We start from the raw sequence: 24,243 nt of genomic DNA, 5'->3' as shown, positions 1-24,243 counted from the left end.
ACGGGTTGGGCAAGATTAACACAGGCGGGAAAGGAAAGTAAAGGCCTGTATCAGTTTGTCACCCCCGGTCACGTTGACTTTACCTGCTCCCGCTCTATAATTTCAAAACGTCCTCATCATCAAGTTTCGTGGAGTTGTCTCATGTCAGAACGGCATCATGCCGATCTCAGAATCATGCCCCCTGTGGACCTGAGCCAGCCTGTAACACTGCTTCTCCTGGGAGGGGGGATTCGTTTCCCTGCCCTGGTCGGCGCGTTACGTGCTGTTGAGGCGAAGGGAATCAAGGTTTCCAAAGTGATAGGCTCCTCCGCGGGTAGTATTATCGGCGCCATGTACGCCGCCGGGATGACCCCGGATGACCTGCATCGGGAGGTTATGGACCTTGATCCTGCACGATTCAAAGATGTCAGCATTCGGCGGATCTTTTCCGGGTTCGGCCTCTGCACCGGCGACTCCCTTGAGGCTTGGGTAGAGGAAAAGCTTGCTGGTCGGAGATTCTGTGATGATTTTCGCTTTCCGGTAAAGATGATTGCCACTGATATCCTTAACTACAAGCCACTCATTTTCTCTGCTGAGAGCCACCCGGAGCTTAAGGTTTCGGCAGCGGCCCGCTTTTCAACCGGTGTTCCGTGGGTCTTTACCTGCAAACACTTTGAGCACCAGGGTAAAAAGCATGTCTTGGTGGACGGGTTGCTGATGGCCGGCGCCGTCGAGGAGTCTTACGGTAGGAGCAGTGAACGGATACTGATCCTCAAGGTTGTTTCCAAAAGAACTCTCAAGCACCAGATAGAGGAAAAGCTGACCCTGTCCCGGTATTTCCGGGAGATGTTGAATTTCTCGCTGCATGCCATGGAAAAGGAGTTTATCAAGGGAGGGCGGTGGAAAGACACGATATTGCTGTATTGTTCAGACATCGAGCCGGCCCGGTTTTCCCTGACAGCTGCGGAAAAAGAATATCTGCTGGCCCAGGGGTATGAACAGACCATGAAGTTTCTGGAATACAAATGGGGTATATGATGCCTGCTAAGGAGTTGTTATGGAAGGCGTGATCAGGGAAGGCTCGCTCGGCGATATCCTTCATAAATCCAACATCATCACGGAAGATGACATAAAGGCGGCTCTTCATGAGCAGCAGGCATTGTCCTGCAAATTTGGCGAAGCGCTTGTCAGGCTCGGCATTGTGGCCCAGGAAGATATCGACTGGGCGCTGTCCAACCAGCTGGACATCCCTTACGTAAGGCTGAAAAAGAACATGATCGATCCGGCAGCGGTCGAGCTTGTCCCTGCGGCGCTGTCGCGGCAGTACAATATTATTCCGCTGATCCGGGCGGGTGAGGAGCTGAACGTGGCCATGGCTGACCCGCTGAATCGGGCCGCGATCGAAGCGATAGAGCAGGCAACCGGCTGCACGGTACAGGTGTCGGTCGGCTTGATCAGAGAGATTCGCGAGATGCAGGACTATTTCTTCGGTCCACCTGCCGAGCCCGCCTCGTTTGGCTTCACTTCTGCCGCCTTCTCACCAAGGATTCTTGAGATCGTCAATGGCGATGCCGGAGGGGCAAAATTCCTCGATTACCTGCTTGCTTATTTCATGCAGAACCGGCTATCCGTTCTGTCGTTACAGCCTCTTGGCGATTCAGTGGCAGTGCTCGCCCGGCGCGGCGGGGTTAGCAGGAATATCGGCCAGCTTGCGATAACCCACTATCAAGAATTTCTGCTAAATCTTCGCAAATGGTGCCAGTTTGGCGGACCGTCGGATGTCAACAGCCGGGGGGCCTATCTCTTTAATTTCCGGAGCCAGCGCTACCTCTTCCAGGTCTTGATGCTCAAAGGGCTCGGTGGGGACCTGGTAACGTTCAAGCTCAACATCAGCAGTTCCTTTCCTGTAACGCTTGCCGATCTGAAGTTGAGTGAAGAGAAGGAGAGCCGGCTGAGAAAGCTTACCACCGGTGGCGGGCTGGTAGTGGTTGTTCATCGTGAGGCTGAGGAACGGTGTCAGTTGATGGACCTGCTTATGGCTGAGACCGACACCACGGGAAAGAGTGTCATTCTTATCGGCGACGGTCTTGGCAATGGGCCGGTCAGGTTCCCGAGAATCCCTTGTCACGGCGGTTCTTATGGTGAGTGCCACGGACTCGTTCTTGCTGCGCTGGAGCATGATCCCGATGTTCTGGTGATCGAGGATGCCAGCGAACCTGAATCCTTCATTGCTGCCAGCAAAGCGGCAATGCGCGGCAAGCTGGTGCTGGCCGGCCTTGACTTCAAGGATATGGGGTCAACTCTGAGGCACCTGCTTCATTTCTGGCATAAACATTATGTGATCCCGACTTATATTCGCGGCATCGTTTCCTGCAAGCGGGTGGCGCTTCTCTGCCCCAATTGCCGTCAACAGCTACAGCTCAGTGAGGATGAATCCGCTGCGTTAGGTACTCACCTTCCGCCGGGAAGCTACTTCAGAGCGGTCGGCTGTCCCGAATGCGACCTTACCGGGTGCCGGGGGAGCCGTTACCTGCTTGACCTGATTCCTTTTGACAAAGAAGTCATTGAGGTCTTTGAGTCTGCAGCAGACGGCCGAGAGATTCTGGCGTTTCTCTCCTCCAGGGGGTATCGCGGGAGCGGTGATGACGGGGCGGAGCTGTTGCAGTCCGGTCATATTTCGCCGGAAGAATATGTTACATCAATCCTTTTGTAGTGTTACCGCAAGATGACGGAGTTCAGATATGGCACGAATAGATGCGCTTTTCAAAATGATGAAAGAACAGGGTGCGTCGGATCTGCATCTTTCAACCGGGAATCCGCCGATTTTCCGTCTGCATGGTGAGATCGAGCGGCTCAATTTCAAACCGCTGACTCATGATGAGCTAAAGGCGATCCTGTTTGAAATCCTCACCGAAAAACAGAAGGAACACTTTGCCGAAAAAAAGGATCTGGACTTTGCCTATGCCGTAGAAGGGCTGGCGCGGTTCCGTGGCAACTATATGATGCAGCATCGCGGGATTGGCGCTGTTTTCAGGATCATCCCCAGCAAGATCCTTTCTGCCGATGACCTCAAGCTGCCGGACGGCGTACGTAAAATGACCAATTTTAAAAAAGGTCTGGTATTGGTTACCGGTCCTACCGGCTCCGGAAAATCAACCACGCTGGCGGCAATGATCGACCTGATAAATGCCACGCGCAAGGAGCATATCCTCACCCTTGAAGACCCTCTGGAATTTATTCACGAGAACAAAGAATCTTTGGTTAATCAGCGTCAGATCGGGGAACACACGGAAAGCTTTACCTCGGCCCTGCGTGCTGCCCTGCGCGAAGATCCGGATATCATTCTTGTTGGTGAGATGAGGGACCTTGAGACGATCAGCCTTGCCATGTCAGCTGCCGAAACCGGTCACTTGGTGTTTGGTACTCTGCATACCAATACGGCAGCCAAGACCATCGACCGGATTATCGACGTCTTTCCCACAGACCAACAGGAGCAAGTCAGGGCAATGCTTTCTGAGTCACTGAAAGGGGTCGTCTGCCAGCAGCTTCTCAGGACCTCAGACGGCAAGGGCCGGGTAGCTGCACTTGAGATCATGCTCGGTACGCCGGCTATTGCCAATCTTATTCGCGAAGGCAAGACCTTTCAGATACCCTCCATCATCCAGACTGCCAAACGCGACGGTATGCAGTTGATGGATCAGCATCTTCTTGATCTTTTAAAGACCAAGCAGATCGGCGCTGAAGAGGCCTATCGCTGTTCAATCGACAAAAAGCAGTTCGAGCAGTACCTGCCGGCACAACCGGCTCAATAGAATGCCCTGCCGTCATGGCATCGCTACACGCAGTGCAAACGATTGGTGCTTAACAGGGTGTCTGGCAGCAGACGCCCTTTTTTTATTCGGTTGCTATTGAAACTGGCTGCTGCGCTGTTATAACTCAATCAGGGTTGAAGAAGCTGTTCATGTGGGTATTTTAAGCGGTGCTGCTTAGCTTCGCTGAAAAGCTCTAAGGGGGCATGCATGGTTTCGATTAAGCGTGGTTGCTGCAAGGTACAACTTTCTTGAGGTGACGTCATGGCGCAGATAAGCAGGTTCGCCTTTATCTTTTTATTTATCTTGATGGTGGTTGGTTTTCCGCTCGAAGCGCGGGCAGAGAAAAGGATCGGGGTCTTGCTGTTTAGTGAAGAGGCCCGCTATCATGAGGCGCTTAAGGGCATTAAGGACCAGTTGGCCAAGGCAGGGTACAAGGAGCCTAAGGTAACGTTTGTCATGGGCAACGCCGGAGGCAGCAAGGCCAAGGCGGCCGACATGGTGAAGAATTATGCAACGGGCAACATCTCGATGATGATTACCCTTGGTACCAATGCGACGATTGCCGTTGCTAAAGAGATCAAGGACGTCCCGATTGTGTTCAGCATGGTTTATGATCCGCTAGAGGCCCGCGTTGCCAAGGGATGGGAGAGTTCCGGAACCAACGTGACTGGCAGCAGTCCTAAAATCCCGATCAGCGAGCTTGTCGGCAGGTTAAAGGAGATCCGGCCGGTTAAAAGGGTGGCAGCACTATATACCCCTGGAGAGAAAAATTCCGAATCACAGCTGAAAGAGCTGCAAAGCCAGCAGCAGAAACATGGGATTAAGGTCATTCCCGTGATCATTGCCAAAAAAGAAGATGTGGCCCAGATTCTGCCGGAGGTTATTACTTCCGTGGATGCCTTGTATCTTTCCGGGAGTAGTGTGATTGGGGCAACAATACCGCCGATAGTCGAGATCGCCGCAAAGGCCGAGGTTATTTCTTTCACCCATTTAGAAGATTTGGTGAAAGAGGGGGTGCTGTTGGGCTTGTGTTCGGATCCCTACCAACTGGGGGTTCTGGCCGGGAAAAAAGCCGTTGCCGTTATGCAAGGGGCTAAGCCGTCAGCCATCCCGATAGAGGCCATTGCCAAGCCGGGAGTAATCATCAACAAAAAAACCGTTGCTGCTTCCAAGGTACATATCCCGAAAGCATTTATGCAAAAGGTAGCAAAAACATATTAATGTCTTTGTCGAGGTTCTTTTTTTGACGGCACTTAACAAGAAATTTTCTGCTGAAACCATCAGGCACAAGTTTTTTTCGACTATTGCCTTGGTACTGACTATCGGCACGATGGTCTTGTGCGCAACCATAGCAATACATGAAAGTATCGCGCAAAATGATCTTTTGATAAAGAAAGGTAAGGGCCTCGCGCAATATGTAGCGAAAATCAGTCAAGATCCACTGATAATGAAAGATGATATTCAGCTTGATTCAATAGTAAACGAAGCTAAATACGATGATGATATTCTGTATACCATCATCGTTGATGGTCAGGGTGAAATTACCACATCGCAATTCTCAAGTATCAACTATAATTCTTCGATAATAACCAAGATTAAATCAGAATTCAGAGGTTTGAATGAATTACCGGAGATAATAAAGTACATTAATGACTATAGGTCCACGATAGAAATAAGTTCACCTATTGTAACCGGTAATGAAACTATTGGTAAGGTTGTCGTCTGCGTATCTAAGCAAAATATTGTCAAAAATATCCTAAGCACCATGACGTTTATCGTCGCTTTGAATATCTTGATTGCACTGGTGCTCGCTGCAATTCTCTTTATGGTCTCACAAAGGATTATCTTCGCTCCAATCTCAGAGTTGGCCGATGCTTCGCGCCGGCTTGCCAAGGGCGATCTTGCCACCAGGTTGACGATAACCACTGTAGGCGAGATGCAGGAACTGGTCGCAACTTTCAATCAGATGGCCGAAGATATCCAAAAAACAACGGTTTCCAAAAATTATGTCAATAACATCATCAAGAGCATGACTGAGGCCTTGCTGATCCTCTCTCCGACTTACGTGGTCCAGGATGTGAATGATGCTTCCTACCGACTGCTGGGGTATGAATATGGTACCTTGGCTGGTATCGAGGCTGGGGCGTTTTTCGAAGAGGAATTGCTTGCACCGATAACGTCGGGAACGCAAGGGAGAATCGGTGCCGAAACGGTGTGCACTCGGAAAGACGGTACGACGTTACCTATTTTCCTGTCAGCATCGGCGATGCTCAATGAAGCGGGAACGATTGAGGGGATTGTCTGTAATGCCCTCGACATCTCAAAGATGAAGCAGGTCTACCAGGAACTGGAGGATACCAATAAGACTCTGAAACAGGAGGTGGCGCAACGGAAGCAGGCACAAGAGGAAGCGGCCTGGCTCAACGACGATCTGGAGCGTCAAAAAATAGCGCTGGAAGCTGCCAACCGCGAACTTGAATCATTCTGCTATTCTGTGTCTCATGACCTCAGAGCCCCGCTACGCCATATCAACGGGTTTACGACAATCCTCAGTGAAGATTATCGCGATGGTCTTGATGATATGGGCAAAGACTGCCTGGATAGGATATGCGCGGCCAGCAAGAACATGGGAACGCTCATCGATGATCTCCTGAGGTTTTCGCGGGTTTCGCGGGCTGAGTTGCAGGTTGTGGCTGTTGATCTGAGCAAGGCGGCACAGCAGATTGCCCGCATGTTTACCGAGTCGGAGCCAAACTGCCCGACTCGTATCGAAATTGAAGAAGGTCTTACTGCCACGGGGGATAGTTCCTTGTTGGATATGGTATTACAGAATCTGATCGGCAATGCCTGGAAGTATTCAGCACGGAACCCTAATGCTGTAATCTCTGTGGGAAGGTGTACAATAGACAATGAGCAGGTTTTTTTCGTCAGGGACAATGGGGTTGGTTTCGATATGAAATACCAGGATAAACTGTTTCAAGTATTTGAGCGACTGCATGGTGAGGATTTTGAAGGCACCGGTATAGGCTTGGCCACGGTGCACCGTATCATTGAGCGGCATGGCGGTAGGATTTGGGCCGATGGTGTTGTCGGCAAAGGGGCAACATTCTTTTTCACTCTTGGCGGTTCCAACTAGTTATGGACCGGGAGGATCTTATGATTACGCATTCATTCGACGCGGATGATCAGATTATTGCCCAAGGCAAGACGATTCTGCTGGTCGAGGACAACAGCAATGACGCGCTGATGACGCAACGTGCGCTGAAAAAATCAAATGTCTTGAACAAAGTCGTCTGGCTGAAGGATGGCGCTGAGGCCTTAGAATACATTTTTGAAAAATGCCTCGGCAACGGAGAGCCTTTTCCTCAGGTTATTCTCCTGGACATCCATATGCCCCGAGTCAATGGCATAGAAGTCCTGCAGAAGATTCGCTCGGATGAACGGACCTGCTGGCTGCCGGTAGTCATTTTTACCTCGTCGACAGAAGAGCGGGACCTGATCGACAGTTACCGGTTGGGGGTCAACAGCTACATCAGCAAGCCGATCGACTTCAATCACTTTGCGCCGGTTGTCTCGACCATTGGTTGTTACTGGTTGTTGATCAATCACGGCCCACCTCGTGCCACTGGTAAGTAGTTAACAAAATCGCCAATCAGAAACTGAAAACGTCAAGAGGGGTTACGGCTGATGCCGTAACCCCTCGAAATTTATGGTCGGGGCGAGAAGATTCGAACTTCCGACCCCCTGCTCCCGAAGCAGGTGCGCTACCAGGCTGCGCTACGCCCCGACGAAGCAATTTTTTAGCCGTTTCGAGGGGTTTTGTCAAGGGGAAAGTCGGTGTGGTGTGGCTCATCGATGGGCTGGCTTTTTAAGTTCCCATGGGAAATCCTGCGGCTGAACTCTTGTATAGTAGTGACGGTACTCCGCGTTTGTGGCAGTCACGAGATTTGTTGCCAGGTCAGGTCGCCAACGCGGCAATTGTAGAGCCCGAGCGATTTCCCAGGCAGGAGTTGCCGCGCCGATGAGAAGAATTGCAACGGTCAAGACGGCAAGAGCGTAGGCACGGTTTTCCATGAATGCTACAAGCACAGTTGAGGTACGTATGGCGATAACGGCCAGGAGCGGGATGGAGCATCTCATCACAAGCTCATTTGTGGGGGCGTAGTAAAAGAACGGAAGCAAAAGAAGATAAAAGAACGTCGAAGCGATCAGCCATGAGTTCCCTGAGCGGTATTTGATTTCTCCTGTCAGGATGAGAGGGACCACGGCGAGTTCCAGGCAGACAAAGAATGTGTAGTAATAGAAGAACTCTCCTGTCGGGAGTACCGACAGGATCGCCCCTCCCGAAGCTACTTGTGCTGCCTGTATCGTGAGATAATGGACAATAGGCAGGGCTATTAGTGTTGCGACTCCTGTTTCCGGCACCAGCAGGTGTTTCCAGTTGCCGTGTCTGATGTGATAGAGCAGAGAGGCTATAAACAGGAGCATTACGCCAATTGCCGTGAATGGAGACCAGAGCGGCGTAATGGTCACTAGAAAAAAAGCGATTGGCAGGAAAAAGGAATTCTTCCAGTGGCGTATGAAAAGTGATGCGGCAAGCCAGCCGGAGAGGCCATGATTGGGGACCCAGAAGAGCAGTGTCGTCATTGAGGGGTATTGAAAATATTCAGCCCAATATTCCATGTAGGTCGTTACCGCAACAGGGGCGTTCATTATCAAGCTGCCGACAATGTCCATTCCGCTGAAAAAAATGAATACCGAGATGGTCAGTAGGGCATGGGAGTTTTTGCGGCATGACGCGCAGAGATGAAGAAAAAGGAGAGTTGTGCCTAAGATAGTCCAGCCAAGCAAAAGATAGTCAGCAACTTTAAGGCCGATGATCTTGCCGAGCAACGCAGGGAAGAGATAGTAACCAAGAGGGGCCCGCAGCAGGAGCATGTTGTCGGCAGAGATAGAATAAGTAACTGGCCAGGGATAAACAACAAGGTCTCGTAGTACCGCATCACGCACCGGCCAGTCATTATTGGCATAGAAAAGGTGGCCGGCTCCTCCAAGACATGACCAGCAAGCGGCCAGCAATATGGCTGAGGCGATAACTGTGAGCGAAAGGGAGCCGTCTTTTTGGATAAACTCCTTTTTAAGCCGAGAGCAGATCAAAAGGCCTAATAAAACAGCGCATAAAATGCCAATCATCGGCTTCAGCCATCCGAGATAGAACACTGCCACCGGCAGGGCCATGTAAACAATGATCATCCGTTCAGTGAGGGTCAATTCACGCAGGTAGTACCCGAACTGTTTCATGTTATGGCCATTTGACAAACAATCAAGTAATCACCTTTCAATGGAACTAGGGATTTGTCGGGCAAATAATCTTATTTGCTCTTGGGGTCCAGTGTGCTGGTTATCTCAGCTTCAGGTACCACATACCCCAAACTGCGGGCATGCTGAAAATCGGCGAGCGCCTTATCTTTCTCTCCTGAAGCAGCTAAAGCACGTGCCCGCTTATCGTAAATGGGAGCAGATCCCGGATCTATGTCCAATGCTTTGGAAAAATCAGCTACCGCCTTCTCAAATTGGCCTAGTTGGTAATGCAGCAAGCCTCGTTCAGCCAAAGCCTCCATGTTTCCGGGGGTAAGTTGCAGCACTTTTGATAAATCTCCCAGTCTCTTACTGTTGTCCTTAAGGAGTTCGTAGATCCTGGCTCGCTGTAAATAACCGTCGACATAGTCATTTTTAATTCGGAGTGCATTGTTGCAGTCCTGCAGGGCCAGGTCATATCTTTTCAGCAACAAATACAGATCACTCCTGTTTATTAAAACGCCAACCCGTGCCGGATCAAGTTCCAATGCCTTGCTGAAATCAGCCAGCGCCCCCTGATAATCAGCACCCCGCTGGCGTAAAACGGCTCGATTGCTGAGGGCTTCAGACTTATTAGGATGAGTCTCAAGGGCTCGCTCCATATCGATAACAGCAAGGTCATACTTGCCTTGATCCATATATTCCATGGCGCGGTTTGTATAACTAAACCAGCTGGATGGATTTTTCTCGATAATATCGGTGTAAAGCGCCATGGTATTTTTATACGTTTTCCCTTGCTGCCAGGTGACAAGACCGATAAGCAACAGTATGCCGCAATAACATCCGACTTCCAGCAGCAGGGTTTCATGGCTGATGCGCCTGATAATCCGCTCCAGGGAAGCACAAAAGAGGCAGATTATCCCAACACTCGCTGCATACTGAAAATGGTCGGCCACAAATGAATACCGCATCGGGTAGACATTGAAAAAACCGAGGGCCGGGAAAAGTGTGCCGATGAAAAACAGGAGCGAGGTCAACGGACCACGGCCAATTATGCCGCGGAAGCGATATGAAACGCCCAGGACCGCAAATACCCCGACCGGAAAAAGGTACTGCGCCCATTGTCCGGCATCGATGTGCCACTTGGGGTAACTGAAAATCAAGGGATCGGGCCAGAGTAATTTACCTGCGTAGAACCAGACCGCCCGGCCGGCAATCAAGATCCTTTCCACGGTGGAGAAATTCCACTCTGCTCCGGTTGCCGAGACCAGGGTCTTCTCCAGGTGGGCAGTAAAAAGCCCCATGGCCACACCCACGACAAAAAAGGGCAAGAGTCTGGCCGTATCTTTCCTGACAATCCTGCCGTCACGCCACCAGATAAGCAAAAGGATTGCTGCAGGCAGAGTGGCCGTCACGGTCTTGCTTAACAGCGCCAAGACAAAAAAGAAAAATGCCGCAACGTAGTATCCCCTTAACTGCCACAGTGGCTGATATCCGTCAACTGTCATCTTCAGAAAGCGAAAATATGACAGTAGCGCGAGCATGTAGAAAAAAAGGGAAAGGACGTTTTTTAGCTCTGTGATCCAAGCGACTGACTCAACATGAACCGGATGTAGCGCAAAAATGGCGGCAGCCCAAAAAGCTTGCTTAACGCGGAAGTGTCGCAGGGCAGTCCAGATGAGCAGCGCATTTATGATATGGATAATGATATTTACCAGATGGTAGCCGACGGGGTTAAGCCCCCACAGGTGGTATTCGAGCCAGAAAACGGAAAAGACCATCGGGTAATACTGCGGAGTTGCACCAGGGGAAACCCAGATACTGACCAGGCCGGAAAGATGTGAGAGATAAGGATTTTCAGTTAGATAGGAATCATCGTCCCAGATAAATCCGGCATAGAATACTGAGGAGTAGGCTAGCAGTACCAGCGCGAAGATCAGAGCGCCTCCCAGCCAGCTTGAGCGGCTCAAAGGCGCCGGCTCAACGCTACTGTGGCGGTCTGAAAGTACTTCTAAAGCATTATTGCTGTTCATTCCGTTCATTTAGACCACATTCAACTCATTTCTCTCGGTCTTCGTCTGCCGCTCCCTCACGTGATACTACAGTGAATCGGTGCGGATTTGATTGTACTCGCGTCATCAGGTCTCAAGCAAGCCTTTTGCAGCGAATCTCGCCATGGCAAGAGCGACACCGCTCTTCTCATGAGTACTCAGCTTGACGCAGCTATTTGTTTTCTGTAGCATGCAGATACCTTCCTCCACTCACAACGCAAGGCTTGCCTGTTTACGGGGTCTTAGTCAGGCAGCCTTTTGCGCAGCGGAAATAACGTCCTGCAAGACTGAAAGCATCATGGGCAGAGCAGCCATCATTCTGACATACAGCATCTTTTTCCTTTCCGGATCTGCAGCCCTTATCTACGAGATCGTCTGGACCCGCTATCTGAGTCTTGTCTTTGGCGGATCCCACCTTGCGGTCACTACGGTGCTTACCGTGTTCATGACCGGCCTGGCCTTGGGCAGCTACTTTATTGGCAGAAAAATCGACAACCGGAAGCACCTGTTATCTCTCTTCGGCTACCTGGAGTTAGGCACTGGAGCATCGGCACTGCTCTTTGCCGGACTTATGAAGGTTTATCCCCAGGTATACGTTGTCCTCGCCCAGTTTGCCCCGGAGTCAACCGGCTACCTCACTTTCATCCGCGTGACCTTTGCCGTTATTGCCTTGATTGTTCCGACAACACTAATGGGAGGAACTCTGCCGGTATTGACCGGTTTCACTTCCCGGTTGATGTCGGGGGCGAGCATCCGTCTTTCGTTTCTCTATGGGTGCAACACCATTGGCGCTGTTTTTGGGGCAGCAGCTACCGGTTTCGTGATGCTCCGCAGCTTCTCCATGGGTAAGACGCTGCTGACTGCTGTGGCGATTAATCTTTTTGTCGGCATCGCTGCTATCATGCTGCAGCGGATCTTGGCGAAGCCGGCCGGCGAAGAGCTGCAACCGGACCAGGGGACCGAATTTGCCCAGGTTACTGTCGCCCCTGACAATTTACTCCCTTTCAGGCTGGTGATCTGGGGTATCGGGGTGAGCGGCTTCTGTGCCATGGGCTATGAGGTCCTGTGGAGTCGGATCTTGAGTGTTGCTGTTGGGGCCAGCGCTTACGGCTTTACTCTCTTGCTGATGGCCTTCCTCTCTGGGATAGGCCTGGGCAGCGCTGCTTATGGTATTTTCTGCCGGGTTTCCGGCAGGTGGCGCAGGGGATTCACTACTGCAGCCGATGGGGCAATAACTGCTTTCGGGTGGGTCCAGGTGGCCATAGGAGCAACAGCTCTGCTGGCAACAATGCAGTTCCGTATCCTGCCTACATACGTTGCTTTTTTACGCAGCTATATCCTTGGGGTCTTCCCTGGTGGCGACCAGTTCCAGCTTGTGCAGCTGGCAAATTTTATCCTGGTGTTCTCTATAATGTTTGTCCCGGCTTTCTTCATGGGGGTTGCCATCCCTTTGGCCGGGGGCATCCATTGCCGTTACCGGAGGACGGTCGGCTTTGCCGTCGGCGAACTGCTTTCTTTCAATACCGTCGGCGCCATTTTCGGCGCTGGCGTCAGCGGTTATCTGCTCATGTACTTGTTCGGCATCCAGCGCTCACTGCAGCTCATAATACTGCTCAACATAGGTTACGGCTGTTTGGTTATAGCGAGCATCAAATGGGGCAAAACAGCTGTTTGGTTGACAACAGTGGTTGCGCTGGCGGCCCTCATGGTGCCGGTTGCTGCCCCGGAAAGCTGGCGGCTCTGGAACCCGAAGATGTATGCCATCTATCAGTCCAACAAACCCGAAGCATACGGCAGTTCTGATGAGTTCAACGAAATGCTGGCGAACATGAACATCCGTTATTATGCAGAAGGGGCACAGTCTATAGTAAGCGCGATCCAGTCAGCGGACGTCCTCTTTTTCATCACTAACGGCCGGGTAGAGGCATCCAATACCCACCACGACATGCAGTGCCAGTATGTCTTAGGCCATCTCCCGATGTTGCTGCATAAGAATCCGCGGCGGGTTTTTGTGCTGGGCACCGGTAGTGGCATGACCTTGGGCGCGGTCTCGGTACATCCTGCTGTCGAGAAGATCACCCTGGCCGAAATCGAACCGCAAGTGCTTGGGGTTGCCAAAACATTCGGTATAGACAATCACTACATTCTTAATAAACCTGATCCCAGGCTGAAGATTGTCTTTAATGACGGTCGCAACTATCTGCTTACCACGAAAGACAAATTCGACGTGATCACGGCCGATCCGGTACACCCCTGGTTCAGTGGCGCCGGCTACCTCTACTCCACGGAATATTTCCGGTTGGCCGCGCAGCGGCTTAACCCCGGTGGAATCATCTGCCAGTGGTTGCCTTTATACGAATTAACCGACGAGAATCTAAAATCCGTTGTCCGGACAATCCGGGAAAACTTTGCCTACACTATGATCTGGGTTACCCACTATGATGCAGAGATCATCGCCAGCAACTCCCCGCTGCTCATCAATGAGCAGGAGCTGGAGCAGCGGATTTCAGCTTGGCAGGTTTTGGGCGACATGCGACAGATAAAGATGGGGAGCGCCGAGGATTTCCTCAGCTACTTCGTGATGGGAACAGAGGGGACAAGGGCTTACAGTCGTGGCGGAAGAATCAATACCGATGATAACCTCTATCTGGAATTTTCTGCGCCGCGCAGCATAGGGATGGAATATCTCAGGGCTGCCAATCTGGCGGAAATTCTTAGGAACAGGGAAAGCGTTCTTCCTTATCTGAGCAAGCCGCAGGATGAGGCAGGTCGGGTTCGGCAGCAGGCCAAATGGGGTGGCATCTACCGTGCGGCACTGTTGGAAGACAGGGCCCATGTTCTGGATGTTGAAGGCAAGTCCATGACCTATGAGTTTGCCGAGATTGCCTCTGAGCTGGAGAACCGTTACCCGCGTTATGCGCCGTGGCGGTATACCAAGGAGGAGTCGGGGAGCATCAGAGGTGGTGACCCCAGAATCCTGAAGGAACAGGAACTGACCCTGCTGGATGAAAAGGGGGCCTTGGTAAAGGCCGAGTTTTTGGCAGTCATTGTCCGCAAAAACAGCAAGTCTGCGCGGCTCTTTTTCGTTGACGACAACACGCAAACTGTCTTTGCGAAACTCAGAGTAAGGGGGGCCTCAAGAGATGCTTACATTGACAGTCTCACCTCAGACATCATGAAGGGGGTACATGAAATCTATGGGGACGAGCTGGCAAAAGCCGCAGCAACCGGTCAGACAGCCCCTTCCATGTTTACGGTGTTCCCAAGGTTCAAGACAATGATCGAAGCCAGAATAGACCAGGAGTGAGCGCCGGAAGAAGGACAAAAACATTGTCTTCAAATTGGGTAAGTGGTAATGATTGTTGCTGAGACTGAGAGATACCGAACATGGTGAATCATGATCTGAGGGATTTCCTGTGTCGCCTTGAAGAACTCGGCGAAATACATCAGGTGCCGGTTGAGGTTGATCCTGTTTTTGAGATGTCCGCCATCTGCAGCAAGGTTTGCAAGCTTGGTGTAGCAGGAAAGGCGCTGCTCTTTGAAAAGGTTAAAGGGTCCAGTTTTCGGGCTGCCGCCAATCTTTTCGGGTCGGAGAAACGGCTGGCCGCTGCCTTGAATCTCGAAAAACTGGCTGACCTGTCTGGCATCATGACCGAGTTCCTTAATGGTCTGGCAGGCGCGAGCTCAAAAGAGAAACTCAGCTCCCTTGCCAAAGGGGGTTCAGCAAGCCGATTGAGGCCAGTGACTCAAGCAACTGCTCCCTGTCAGGAGCTAAGGATCGACCCCCCGGATTTGTCCGGACTGCCGATTCCAAAAAGCTGGCCGGAAGATGGTATACCCGCTCATGATGGCCGTTACCTAACACTGCCGGTGGTTGTCACGGCCGGACCCTCTGGCGATCATGCTCTGAACTGCGGGATGTATCGTGCTGCAGTGCTTGGACCTGACAGACTTGCAATTCACTGGACTGCCACGAGCGGCGGATCCTTTCATGCAGCGGCATGGCGCGAAGTTGGCAGGCCGATGCCTGTTGCCATTGCTGTTGGCGGTCCGCCTGCCCTGACATTCGCTGCCATGTTGCCTCTTCCGCCGGAACTGGATGAGTACACCTTTGCCGGGCTACTCCAGGGAGCGCCGATTACTGCGGTCCGCTGTCTTACCAGCAGTCTGCTTGTCCCTGCCGGTGCCGAACTGGTTATCGAAGGGGTGATCGAGCCGGGAGAGACGGTAGAAGACGGCGCGTTCGGCAACCATACCGGGTATTATCACCCTTCCGGGCTTTCTCCTCTGGTACGGGTCACCGCAATAACCCACCGCCGTGGTATGATTTATCCGTTTACTGTGGTCGGTCCGCCCCCCATGGAGGACTGCTGGCTTGCCGAGGCAGCCTGTCGGTTGCTGTTGCCATTGCTGCAGGTGGACATCCCGGCGGTGAAAGATGTCTACCAACCTGGTGCAGGGATATTTCACGGGGCCACGATCGTAGCGGTTGACGTGACTGGTGCCGGCGGCAGGACTAAGCTGCTGGAGCTGTTCCGGGAGAAGAACTGGCTTGCCGGGTCACGGCTCCTGATCTTCGTCGATGCGGATCAGGACCCATCCGATGTTGCTGGAGTCTACTGGCGGGTATTGAACAACGTGGAATGGCAGCGAGACCTGGTCATTAATGGCCCGCATTTGGCGATTGACGCGACCCGCAAGCCTGGTGATCAGAGAGTGGCAGTTACAATTGACCCGGAGACCGAGTGTTTGATCGAGAAGCGGTGGCGGGAGTATGGATTCAATGATGGCAGATGAGACAACCCGAGGGTTATTCGCTCGGATAAAAATTTTCCTGGAGATGATCAAGTTCTCCCATACTATCTTTGCCTTGCCGTTTGCCCTTACCGGGGCGCTCCTGGCAGGCCGTGGGATTCCATCATCAATCCAGCTGTTCTGGATAATTATGGCCATGGTCGGGGCAAGGACTGCTGCCATGGGGCTTAATCGGCTGATCGATGCCGAGATTGATGCCAGAAACCCGCGTACTGCCGGTCGCGCCATACCTGCCGGTCTTCTGGGTAAAGGTACGGTGGTGTTATTTGTAATAGTTTCCGTGATGCTTTTGTTTTATGCCGCTGCGATGCTTAATCCTCTTTGTTTGCAACTTGCACCGGTCGCGCTGTTTTTTCTGGTGCTCTACTCTTATTGCAAACGCTTTACCTCACTGGCCCATGTTGTTCTCGGGCTGTGCCTTGGTGCGGCTCCGGTAGGGGCGTGGGTTGCCATCAAGGGCACGATTGAACTGCCGGCGGTTCTGCTTGGCTTAGCCGTGCTTTTCTGGGTTGCGGGCTTCGACATTCTCTATGCATTGCAGGATCTTGAATTTGACCGCTCGGCCGGCCTTCATTCCATTCCGGTTACTTTGGGAGTTAAGGGTTCGCTTTATCTGGCGCGGTTCCTGTCGTTGGCAATGATAGCACTCCTCGCCTGGCTCCATGTTGTGCTGCAATTGGGGGGATTCTTCCTCTTGGGGATGGTGCTGTCGGCGCTGCTGCTGGCCTATGAACACTGGCTGCTCAGGAAGGGCGATCTTGAAAAGCTCGACATGGCCTTTTTTACCATGAACGGCTACATCAGCATCATTGTATTTGTTGCCACACTCTGTGAAATAATGGTGCATAAGGTGGGAGCATGAACGGAAGGCATATCGCTGTCGCAATTACCGGGGCATCGGGTTCCATATACGGGTTGCGCCTTGTCCAGGAACTGCTCGCAGCAGGATGCTGTTTGAGTGTTCTGGTAAGCAGGGCAGGATTTGCCGTTCTCAAGGAGGAGCACCATCTGGACTGGTCCGGTGAGGCCGATCTGGTGAACGTAAGGCTCAGAAGGCATTTTAATGTCGAAGCGGAACAGCTCCGTTATTATGCTGATAGTGATTTCCATTCACCTCTTGCCAGCGGGTCTTCCACAGCAAGTGCCATGGTTGTCGTGCCGGCGTCAATGGGGACTGTTGCCCGCATAGCTGCAGGAGTTTCGGGGAATCTGCTGGAGCGGGCTGCAGACGTCATGCTCAAGGAAAAGCGACCGCTGCTCATGGTCCCCCGTGAAACGCCACTTTCCGCAATACACCTGGAGAATATGTTGAAGCTTGCTAGACTCGGGGTTAGTATCATCCCTGCTATGCCCGGGTTTTACGGCAAACCACAGACCGTTGACGATCTGGTGAATTTTGTTGTGGGTAAGGTGCTGGACGCTTTGGCTGTTGAACATGCGCTTTACCAGAGATGGGGCGAGAATTGAGCCGGTTTAAAACAATTGCGACAAAAGTCACCAACGGTGAGCGGATCACCGATGATGATGCCCTTTTCCTCTTTGAATGCCGGGATCTGCTGGCGGTAGGTGAACTGGCCGCATTTGCCAATCACCGGATTAACGGCAAGCGCGTCTTCTTCAATGTCAATCGCCACATCAATCACACCAATATCTGTGTCAATCGCTGTAAGTTCTGTGCCTTTTCCAAGACCGCCGATGAGCCGGGCGCGTATTGCTACGATCTGGAAGAGATTCGTAACCGGGCTATTGAGGCGGCAGAACAGGGGGCGACCGAGATTCATATCGTCGGCGGTCTCCACCCTGACTTGCCATTCGATTTTTACCTGGAGATGCTCAGGACCGTTAGGCAGGTATCGGAAACCCTTCATGTCAAGGCGTTTACCGCGGTCGAAATCGATTACCTGGCGAAGATTGCCGGGCTGTCGCTTGCCGAGACTCTGGGTGAGCTGAAACTCGCCGGACTGGGTTCTCTTCCCGGTGGTGGGGCGGAGATTCTGCGGCAAGAGATCCGGGACCAGCTCTGCCCAGAGAAGATTTCCGGTGAGCGGTGGCTCGAAATCATGAAAGACGTTCACCTGTCAGGGCTCAAATCCAATGCAACCATGCTTTACGGGCATGTGGAATCGTACTCGGATCGGGTAGACCATATGCGGCGCCTAAGAATGTTACAGGATGAAACCGGAGGGTTTCAGGTCTTTATTCCCTTGGCGTTTCAAAAAGAGAACAACCCGCTCGGTCACCTGAAGAACCCGATGAGCGGCGGCGTGGATGACCTCATGACCCTGGCGATTGCCCGCCTCTACCTCGACAACTTTGCCAATATCAAGGCTTACTGGGTGATGCTTGGCGAGAAGATTGCCCAGACTTCCCTCTGTTTTGGCGTGAATGACCTGGACGGCACCGTGGTCGAGGAAAAGATAGGTCACGACGCCGGGGCTGGTTCGCCCCAGTTGATGACGAAAGACGACATTGTCAGCCTTATCAGCAAAGCAGGACGCTGCCCTGTCGAACGCGACACGCTGTACAACGTAATCAGGGCTTATTGACACAACAACAGGCGCGAAGGGGGCTGTGCACACAGCATTCAACTACCATGACAGCATCAATATTATTCGTATTTCTCGCTGCGTCTATTGCCCTGACCTTTGCACCCGGTCCGGACAATCTGTTTGTGGTAACGCAGGGGATAGCCCGTGGCAGAAGAGCGGCAATCCTCACCGCCTTGGGTATGTGCAGCGGCATTACGGTGCATACTGTTGCTGCGGCAGCTGGAATATCGGCGCTGTTCTACTCGTCTGCTCTGGCTTTTCAGGTGGTGAAATTCGCCGGAGCTGGTTACCTCATCTACCTGGCATGGCAGGCTGTTCGTGAGCGCAGTTCTTTGGGGCTTGCCGCATCACTAGGTCTGTCGGGGGCTGCTCTCTTTCGGCGCGGCTTTGTCATGAATGTCCTGAATCCCAAGGTGGCGCTTTTCTTTCTGGCATTCCTGCCGCAGTTCACCAATCGCGAGGCGGGCAACATCCCGCTGCAGATGGCGGTCCTTGGGCTGGTTTTCATGGCTCAAGCCCTGGTAATCTTTACCGGTATTGGTTTTTTCTCCGGCATTGTCGGGAATTGGATTTTGCGGCGGCCTAGGGCGGGCCGCTGGTTTTCGTGGCTGTCAGCGGCGATTTTTGCTTCCCTGGGGGTCAGGCTTGCTTTGGCACAAAGGTAACCGATGAATTCCATTGAAACAATAATTTGTAACGTTGAGCAGGGCAAACCTCTGCAGCGGAGTGACGCCTTGCAATTACTGGTTGACGCCGACCTGTTGCAACTCGGCAAGCTGGCAGATGCAATCCGTCGTCAGGTCCACCCTGATAAGCTGGTTACTTTTGTGGTGGACAGGAACGTAAATTATACCAACATCTGCGAATCCAAATGCCGTTTTTGCGCCTTTTATCGGGACCAGGATTCCCCGGACGCTTTTTTACTGGCAGAAGAGGAAATCTTCAGCAAGATCGCAGAGCTGGTGGCTGTTGGCGGTACTCAGCTGCTGATGCAGGGCGGACTTCATCCTTCGCTTGGCGTTGCATGGTTTGAGCGGTTGTTCCGGGAGATTAAGGCAAGATTTCCGCAAGTTCAGAATCATTCGCTGTCACCGGCCGAGATTACCCAGATTGCCCAGGTCTCTAAACTCTCCATACCGGAAACTCTGCTTCGTTTAAAAGCTGCGGGATTGGACTCGGTTCCCGGGGGTGGCGCAGAGATTCTTGTTGATCGCGTGCGCCAGGAGATATCGCCGAAAAAGATCGGCTGGGAAGGCTGGTCCAGCGTAATGCGCGAAGCTGCTCTGTTAGGGATGCCAACCACCGCGACCATGATGTTCGGCAGTACCGAGGGGCCGGAAGATGTCGTGGAACATATTTTCCGGGTGCGCGAGCTGCAGGCGGCCGGCGGCAGTTTTACCGCATTCATCCCCTGGACTTACCAGCCCGGAAATACCGAACTGGGGGGCAAGACGGCAACCGGCATCGACTACCTCAAGGTGCTTGCCTTGTCGCGGATTGTGCTGGACAATGTCCCCAATATTCAGGCCAGTTGGGTGACCCAAGGGGCGAGGATGGCCCAGGTGGCTCTCTTCTTCGGGGCCAATGATCTTGGCGGAACCATGCTCGAAGAAAATGTCGTGGCTGCTGCCGGGTGCCGATTCAGGATGAGCATGACGGAAATGATCGAGCTGATCCATGGCGCCGGTTTCCGCGCGGCCCAACGCACCACCTTGTACGATATTGTGAAGGAGTTTTGATGGGATTTGAATTCATTGCCAATATCTCTCAGCTGGAACTCGCTGCTAAGCTTCTCGAAAGAGAGCCGTTATTGGCATGCGACTTAGAGGCTGACTCAATGCATCATTATAAGGAGAAGGTTTGCCTGGTGCAGATATCTTCTCCTGGTGCCTCATATATTATCGACCCGCTGGCTTGCCAGGACCTGTCGATTTTGGCGCCGATCTTTGCCAACCCACGCATCTGCAAGATCTTTCATGGGGCTGACTACGATGTGCGTTCTCTGCACCGCGACTTCGGTATCGAGATCCATAATCTGTTCGACACCATGATTGCCTGCCAGTTTCTGGGTGAAGCAGAGTTTGGACTTGCTGCGGTACTGAGGAAACGGTTCGGAGTGGAGTTGGACAAGAGGTTTCAGCAGGCAGACTGGAGCCGTCGGCCGATTTCCGGAGAGATGCTGGACTATGCGGTAAAAGATACCACCTTGCTTATTCCGCTTTACGAGCAGCTGAAAGAGGAGCTGGGCAGCAAGGGTCGTTTTGCATGGGTACAAGAAGAGTGTGAGCTTCTTTCACGGGTACGGAGTGCTGAGCGTCGCGACGAACCTCTTTTCCTCAGGTTTAAAGGTGCTTCAAAGCTGTCGCCGCCAACATTGGCTGTTTTGGAGAGTCTACTTAAATTCAGGGAAACCGAGGCAGAGCGTCGTGATGTTCCGCCATTCAAGGTTCTTGGTAATGAAGTCCTGAGAGTGCTGGCTGAACGCAAGCCGTCAACCTTGGGAGAGCTGGATGGCATCACCGGGTTGTCGCCGCGGTTGCTGCAACGTTATGGCGTGTCCCTGCTGACGGTGATCAAGGAGGGGGTGGCTACGCCACCAGGGCAATATCCCGAATTTCCCCATTCTCCGAGGAAAAAAAGAACTCCGGCAAACGAGGCAAGACTCAAGCTTCTCAAGGCCTGGCGGGAGAGTAAATCTGACAAGACTGGGCTGGCGCCGGGACTTATCGCAAATAATGCCCTGCTGGAGACTCTGGCAGACCAAAATCCGGGCAGCGAAAACAGTTGGGTGCTTGAGAATCTGAAGCAGTGGCAGTTTAGTGCCTTTGGCGCCGAGCTTGCCACTCTTCTTGCGAGCTGATTAACTCATTTTTTCTCGGCGAGTTCCCCGAAAAGGTCATCAAAGTCGTTTCCGGCAAGTTGCTGTTTTTCCAGCCCGGATGTAACATCTTTATCTTTCGGCGCTGTTGCCGGCTCACTTGTCGCTAGAAAACTGTCGAGATCCAACTCTCCGATCGGGTTTGATACCGGCGCTGAAACCTCTTCCTTGAAGGCTGACTCATCCAGATCTCCAAACGGATCAAACGGGAAGTCTGATGTTGTCTGCGCATTGCCTTGCTCTGTTGGCGCGGAAGAGAAGGCTGGAACCTCCGGTTCCTCAAACGAGAACTCACCGAAAACAGCATCGGCATCATCAATCGCTGACGCCATATCAGGCGACTGCAGATTGGTGGCGGCATCCAGCAGGGTGCTTTCACTCCCTTGATTATCGCCAATATCCAACGAAAATTCCCCGAAAACATTATCATTGTCTGCTTGCGGCGCTAAATGGCCCAGTGCTTCCTGGGTGATTCCAGCATCATTGGGAGCCATAACCGCATCTTGGCTGTCTGGAGTCTCGAAGGCGAATTCTCCGAAAATATTATCAGCAGCTTCCGCCTCAATCTGCAGATCGCCTGATCCGGTGCTGATTTCTACATCTGATGGCGATGTGGCGGCAACCTGAGTGTCGGGCAGATCAAATGAGAATTCTGCTACAGGGCTTTGTTCAGGTGGCTCGGCTTGAGGAGAGGTTGCTGACAAGAGATCGTCTTCAAAGGAAAAGGGGTCAGCTGCGGCCGGAGTAGCAGGCTTTGCTTCTTCGCCAAAGTCCAGGTCAAAGTCGCCAGTGCTCGCATCTTCCTTGGTTGCCACTGGTCCTGGGGACGGCATATCCCATTGAAAAGTTTCATCACCAGTACTGTCATGAGTCGTTGCGGTGACGTTATAGTCATCGGATGCTACCTGAGCAACTGTTGCCATGGTTGCTCCGGCTGGCAGGATGAGCGCTCTTAAGCCTAAAGATTCTTTGAAGGCGGTGAGAGAGTTCCCGCATTTTTTGCAGCTATCCAGATGTTCGAAACTGTTGTATCCGCATTTAGGGCACTTCATGTTCACTCCTTTGCGGCAGGAACACTGCTTCCAAAGCTTTAGTTCGTGAGGATTGCGCGTCGTTACCCTACTCTTCGGCAAATTGTCGCAAAGCTTTATCACTAGTTGCTAGCGTAAATCTCCCCAGAGAAACTGTAGTATTGACAGCATTGCCAGACTGGCCGTTTCCGTCCTCAGGATTCGTGGCCCCAAAGATACCGGAAAGAAGCCGGTTGTCCGGGCCAGGGAAATCTCAGCCTCGGAAAACCCTCCTTCAGGGCCTACCAGTATGGCCACGCTGGTGGGCGGATCAATCCCTTCAAGTGTCTCATGGAGGTGATTTTTTTGCTCGCGTTCATACAGAAAAAGCTTAACAGGCTGAGTGGCATTGCGCAATGCCGCACCAAGATCTTCAACTAGGGTAATAGTCGGAACGGTGGTTCGCTCGGACTGCCTGGCCGCTTCCGCAGCAATTTTGCCCCAGCGACAGATTCGCGTGTCAATCTGGTTTTGCGGGATCTTGACAACGGAACGTGCTGCAGGAAAGGCTATGACGTTGTGTACTCCCAATTCCGTGGCTTTTTGGATGATTAACTCGAATTTGTCGCCTTTGGGGAGTCCTTGAATCAAGGTGAAAAAAGGCAGCTCGGAGGCTCTGTGAGCGGTGCTGTGCTGTGCTGTGATTTGCAGTGAAAGGCTTCGATTATCTATTTGGAGAATGGTGGCGGTAAACTCCATTCCCTGTCCGTCACAAAGTGCGACCCTGTTACCCGGCTGGAGGCGAAGGACCTTAGCCATGTGCCGATACAGATCGCCTTCAATAATCACCGATTCGCCTGAAATTAAATTAGCTGGGACAAGAAATCTTCGCATTTAATGATTCCGGCGGAATACGATGCAACTCCATTCTTCCTGGCGTTTTGTCTCAAGGTGAGAAAGTCCGCATTTGACATAAGCTGTCAATACTCCATCTTCTCTCTCATTGAGAATGCCGGAAAGCACGATCAGTCCGCCCGGCATAATATGTGATGAGAGTTCTGGAGCCATTTTTATCAGGTCTTCAGCGAGGATGTTGGCCAGAACTATGGCAAATTCGCCTTTAACCTGGTTCAGTGGGGTGGTTGATATCTCAAGTTCATTGATGACCGCATTGATGTGCAGATTATCTTGCGCCACCTGCACAGCCTCCGGATCAATATCGATAGCCACGATCAGGCCAGCGCCGAGTTTTCGCGCTGCAATGGACAGCACGCCAGAACCGGTACCAACGTCAAGAACTGTCGGCGGGGTGATCGGCAGGGGGGTGTCAAAGGGAGGGCGGCACTCAAGAATGTTTTCTACGGCCTCAATGCATAAGCGGGTTGTTGCGTGGGTGCCGGTGCCGAAGGCCATCCCTGGATCGATCTCGATTACGATCCGGTCTTTATCTCGCTCCAGCTCTTCCCAGGAAGGTTTTAAAATGAGTCGACGTCCGATGGGACTGGGATGAAAGTGCTGCTTCCAACTGGTCGCCCAATCCTCCTGGTGGACCGGTTTGACGAGTGGAGGGGTCTGAATGAAATCCGGGTGACCTGAGCAGAGATTCGTTACAAAACGCGATGCCTGCTCAATCTTTTGATCAAGTTCCTGATTTTGGGAGAAATATGCACGAACTGTTATTGATGTTGGTTCTGCGATGGTGTCCAGAGAAAATGTATCAAGCGTCTGGTTGTCTATGCAGACTCCGTTGCCGGACAGCTCGAATAGCTGCTCTGAAAGCTGGTCGACTAGTTCTGCAGGGACTTGAAAGGCAACTTCCACCCAACCATCTGTCATGAAATGGTTTCTCCT

The 24,243-nt window shown here is 52.2% G+C and carries 19 protein-coding genes and 1 tRNA gene; 14 read left to right on the top strand and 6 right to left on the bottom strand.

Going from position 1 to position 24,243, the window contains the following annotated elements:
- The first annotated feature begins 141 nt into the window (after nt 1–141).
- The 6 genes from KI809_RS11150 (at nt 142) to KI809_RS11125 (ending at nt 7,427) form a co-directional block, all read left to right on the top strand.
- Nucleotides 142–1,017 (top strand): patatin-like phospholipase family protein, encoded by an 876-nt coding sequence (locus KI809_RS11150; RefSeq protein ID WP_246559363.1) that lies wholly within the window; start codon nt 142–144, stop codon nt 1,015–1,017.
- Between the two features lie 19 nt (nt 1,018–1,036).
- Nucleotides 1,037–2,692 (top strand): ATPase, T2SS/T4P/T4SS family, encoded by a 1,656-nt coding sequence (locus KI809_RS11145; protein WP_214171638.1) that lies wholly within the window; start codon nt 1,037–1,039, stop codon nt 2,690–2,692.
- A gap of 28 nt (nt 2,693–2,720) precedes the next feature.
- Nucleotides 2,721–3,791 carry a type IV pilus twitching motility protein PilT gene (locus KI809_RS11140; RefSeq protein WP_214171637.1) on the top strand — a complete coding sequence of 357 codons (1,071 nt, stop codon included), beginning with the start codon at nt 2,721–2,723 and terminating at the stop codon, nt 3,789–3,791.
- Nucleotides 3,792–4,052: 261 nt separating this feature from the next.
- Nucleotides 4,053–5,012, top strand: coding sequence for an ABC transporter substrate-binding protein (locus KI809_RS11135; RefSeq protein WP_214171636.1), 960 nt, complete (start codon nt 4,053–4,055; stop codon nt 5,010–5,012).
- A 22-nt stretch (nt 5,013–5,034) separates the two neighbouring features.
- Nucleotides 5,035–6,927, top strand: a complete 1,893-nt coding sequence (locus KI809_RS11130; RefSeq protein WP_214171635.1) for an ATP-binding protein — start codon at nt 5,035–5,037, stop codon at nt 6,925–6,927.
- A gap of 20 nt (nt 6,928–6,947) precedes the next feature.
- On the top strand, nt 6,948–7,427 hold the full coding sequence (locus KI809_RS11125; protein WP_246559362.1) for a response regulator: 480 nt from the start codon (nt 6,948–6,950) through the stop codon (nt 7,425–7,427).
- Between the two features lie 74 nt (nt 7,428–7,501).
- Here KI809_RS11125 and KI809_RS11120 read toward each other — a convergent pair.
- From KI809_RS11120 to KI809_RS11110, 3 genes are all read right to left on the bottom strand, one after another.
- Nucleotides 7,502–7,578 (bottom strand) — tRNA-Pro (locus KI809_RS11120).
- A 62-nt stretch (nt 7,579–7,640) separates the two neighbouring features.
- Complete coding sequence (locus KI809_RS11115) at nt 7,641–9,092, bottom strand: hypothetical protein (protein WP_214171634.1); 1,452 nt, start codon at nt 9,090–9,092, stop codon at nt 7,641–7,643.
- A gap of 71 nt (nt 9,093–9,163) precedes the next feature.
- On the bottom strand, nt 9,164–11,131 hold the full coding sequence (locus KI809_RS11110) for a tetratricopeptide repeat protein (RefSeq protein WP_214171633.1): 1,968 nt from the start codon (nt 11,129–11,131) through the stop codon (nt 9,164–9,166).
- A gap of 307 nt (nt 11,132–11,438) precedes the next feature.
- On the opposite strand from KI809_RS11110, the gene KI809_RS11105 reads away from it, so the two are divergent.
- From KI809_RS11105 to KI809_RS11070, 8 genes are all read left to right on the top strand, one after another.
- Nucleotides 11,439–14,447 carry a fused MFS/spermidine synthase gene (locus KI809_RS11105; RefSeq protein WP_214171632.1) on the top strand — a complete coding sequence of 1,003 codons (3,009 nt, stop codon included), beginning with the start codon at nt 11,439–11,441 and terminating at the stop codon, nt 14,445–14,447.
- An 80-nt stretch (nt 14,448–14,527) separates the two neighbouring features.
- The gene (locus KI809_RS11100) at nt 14,528–15,937 is read left to right on the top strand and encodes a UbiD family decarboxylase (RefSeq protein WP_214171631.1); all 1,410 of its coding nucleotides are present in this window, start codon (nt 14,528–14,530) and stop codon (nt 15,935–15,937) included.
- Nucleotides 15,924–16,817: a 4-hydroxybenzoate octaprenyltransferase gene (locus KI809_RS11095; RefSeq protein ID WP_214171851.1), complete on the top strand. Its 894-nt coding sequence runs from the start codon at nt 15,924–15,926 to the stop codon at nt 16,815–16,817. Before KI809_RS11100 ends, KI809_RS11095 begins: the two co-directional genes overlap by 14 nt.
- On the top strand, nt 16,814–17,422 hold the full coding sequence (locus KI809_RS11090) for a UbiX family flavin prenyltransferase (protein WP_214171630.1): 609 nt from the start codon (nt 16,814–16,816) through the stop codon (nt 17,420–17,422). Before KI809_RS11095 ends, KI809_RS11090 begins: the two co-directional genes overlap by 4 nt.
- The gene (gene mqnE / locus KI809_RS11085) at nt 17,419–18,501 is read left to right on the top strand and encodes an aminofutalosine synthase MqnE (RefSeq protein WP_246559361.1); all 1,083 of its coding nucleotides are present in this window, start codon (nt 17,419–17,421) and stop codon (nt 18,499–18,501) included. Before KI809_RS11090 ends, mqnE begins: the two co-directional genes overlap by 4 nt.
- Before the next feature lie 47 nt (nt 18,502–18,548).
- Nucleotides 18,549–19,169: a LysE family translocator gene (locus KI809_RS11080; RefSeq protein ID WP_214171628.1), complete on the top strand. Its 621-nt coding sequence runs from the start codon at nt 18,549–18,551 to the stop codon at nt 19,167–19,169.
- A gap of 3 nt (nt 19,170–19,172) precedes the next feature.
- The gene (gene mqnC, locus KI809_RS11075) at nt 19,173–20,243 is read left to right on the top strand and encodes a cyclic dehypoxanthinyl futalosine synthase (RefSeq protein ID WP_214171627.1); all 1,071 of its coding nucleotides are present in this window, start codon (nt 19,173–19,175) and stop codon (nt 20,241–20,243) included.
- On the top strand, nt 20,243–21,364 hold the full coding sequence (locus tag KI809_RS11070) for a ribonuclease D (protein WP_214171626.1): 1,122 nt from the start codon (nt 20,243–20,245) through the stop codon (nt 21,362–21,364). The genes mqnC and KI809_RS11070 overlap by 1 nt, the downstream gene beginning before the upstream one ends.
- Before the next feature lie 5 nt (nt 21,365–21,369).
- Here the strand turns inward: KI809_RS11070 and KI809_RS11065 are convergent, their stop codons facing one another.
- The 3 genes from KI809_RS11065 to prmA all read right to left on the bottom strand — a co-directional run bounded on the left by KI809_RS11065 (nt 21,370) and on the right by prmA (nt 24,228).
- On the bottom strand, nt 21,370–22,434 hold the full coding sequence (locus KI809_RS11065; protein ID WP_214171625.1) for a hypothetical protein: 1,065 nt from the start codon (nt 22,432–22,434) through the stop codon (nt 21,370–21,372).
- Between the two features lie 108 nt (nt 22,435–22,542).
- Nucleotides 22,543–23,286 (bottom strand): 16S rRNA (uracil(1498)-N(3))-methyltransferase, encoded by a 744-nt coding sequence (locus tag KI809_RS11060; RefSeq protein ID WP_214171624.1) that lies wholly within the window; start codon nt 23,284–23,286, stop codon nt 22,543–22,545.
- A complete protein-coding gene (gene prmA, locus KI809_RS11055; RefSeq protein WP_214171623.1) occupies nt 23,287–24,228 on the bottom strand; it encodes a 50S ribosomal protein L11 methyltransferase in 942 nt (313 codons plus the stop codon). It lies immediately after the preceding gene.
- Between the last annotated feature and the right edge of the window lie 15 nt (nt 24,229–24,243).

It is taken from the genome of Geoanaerobacter pelophilus, from assembly GCF_018476885.1.
Classification (GTDB): Bacteria; Desulfobacterota; Desulfuromonadia; order Geobacterales; family DSM-12255; genus Geoanaerobacter; species Geoanaerobacter pelophilus.
The sequence above is the reverse complement of the archived record's forward strand: the minus strand, read 5'-3'. Positions and strand labels throughout refer to the sequence as shown.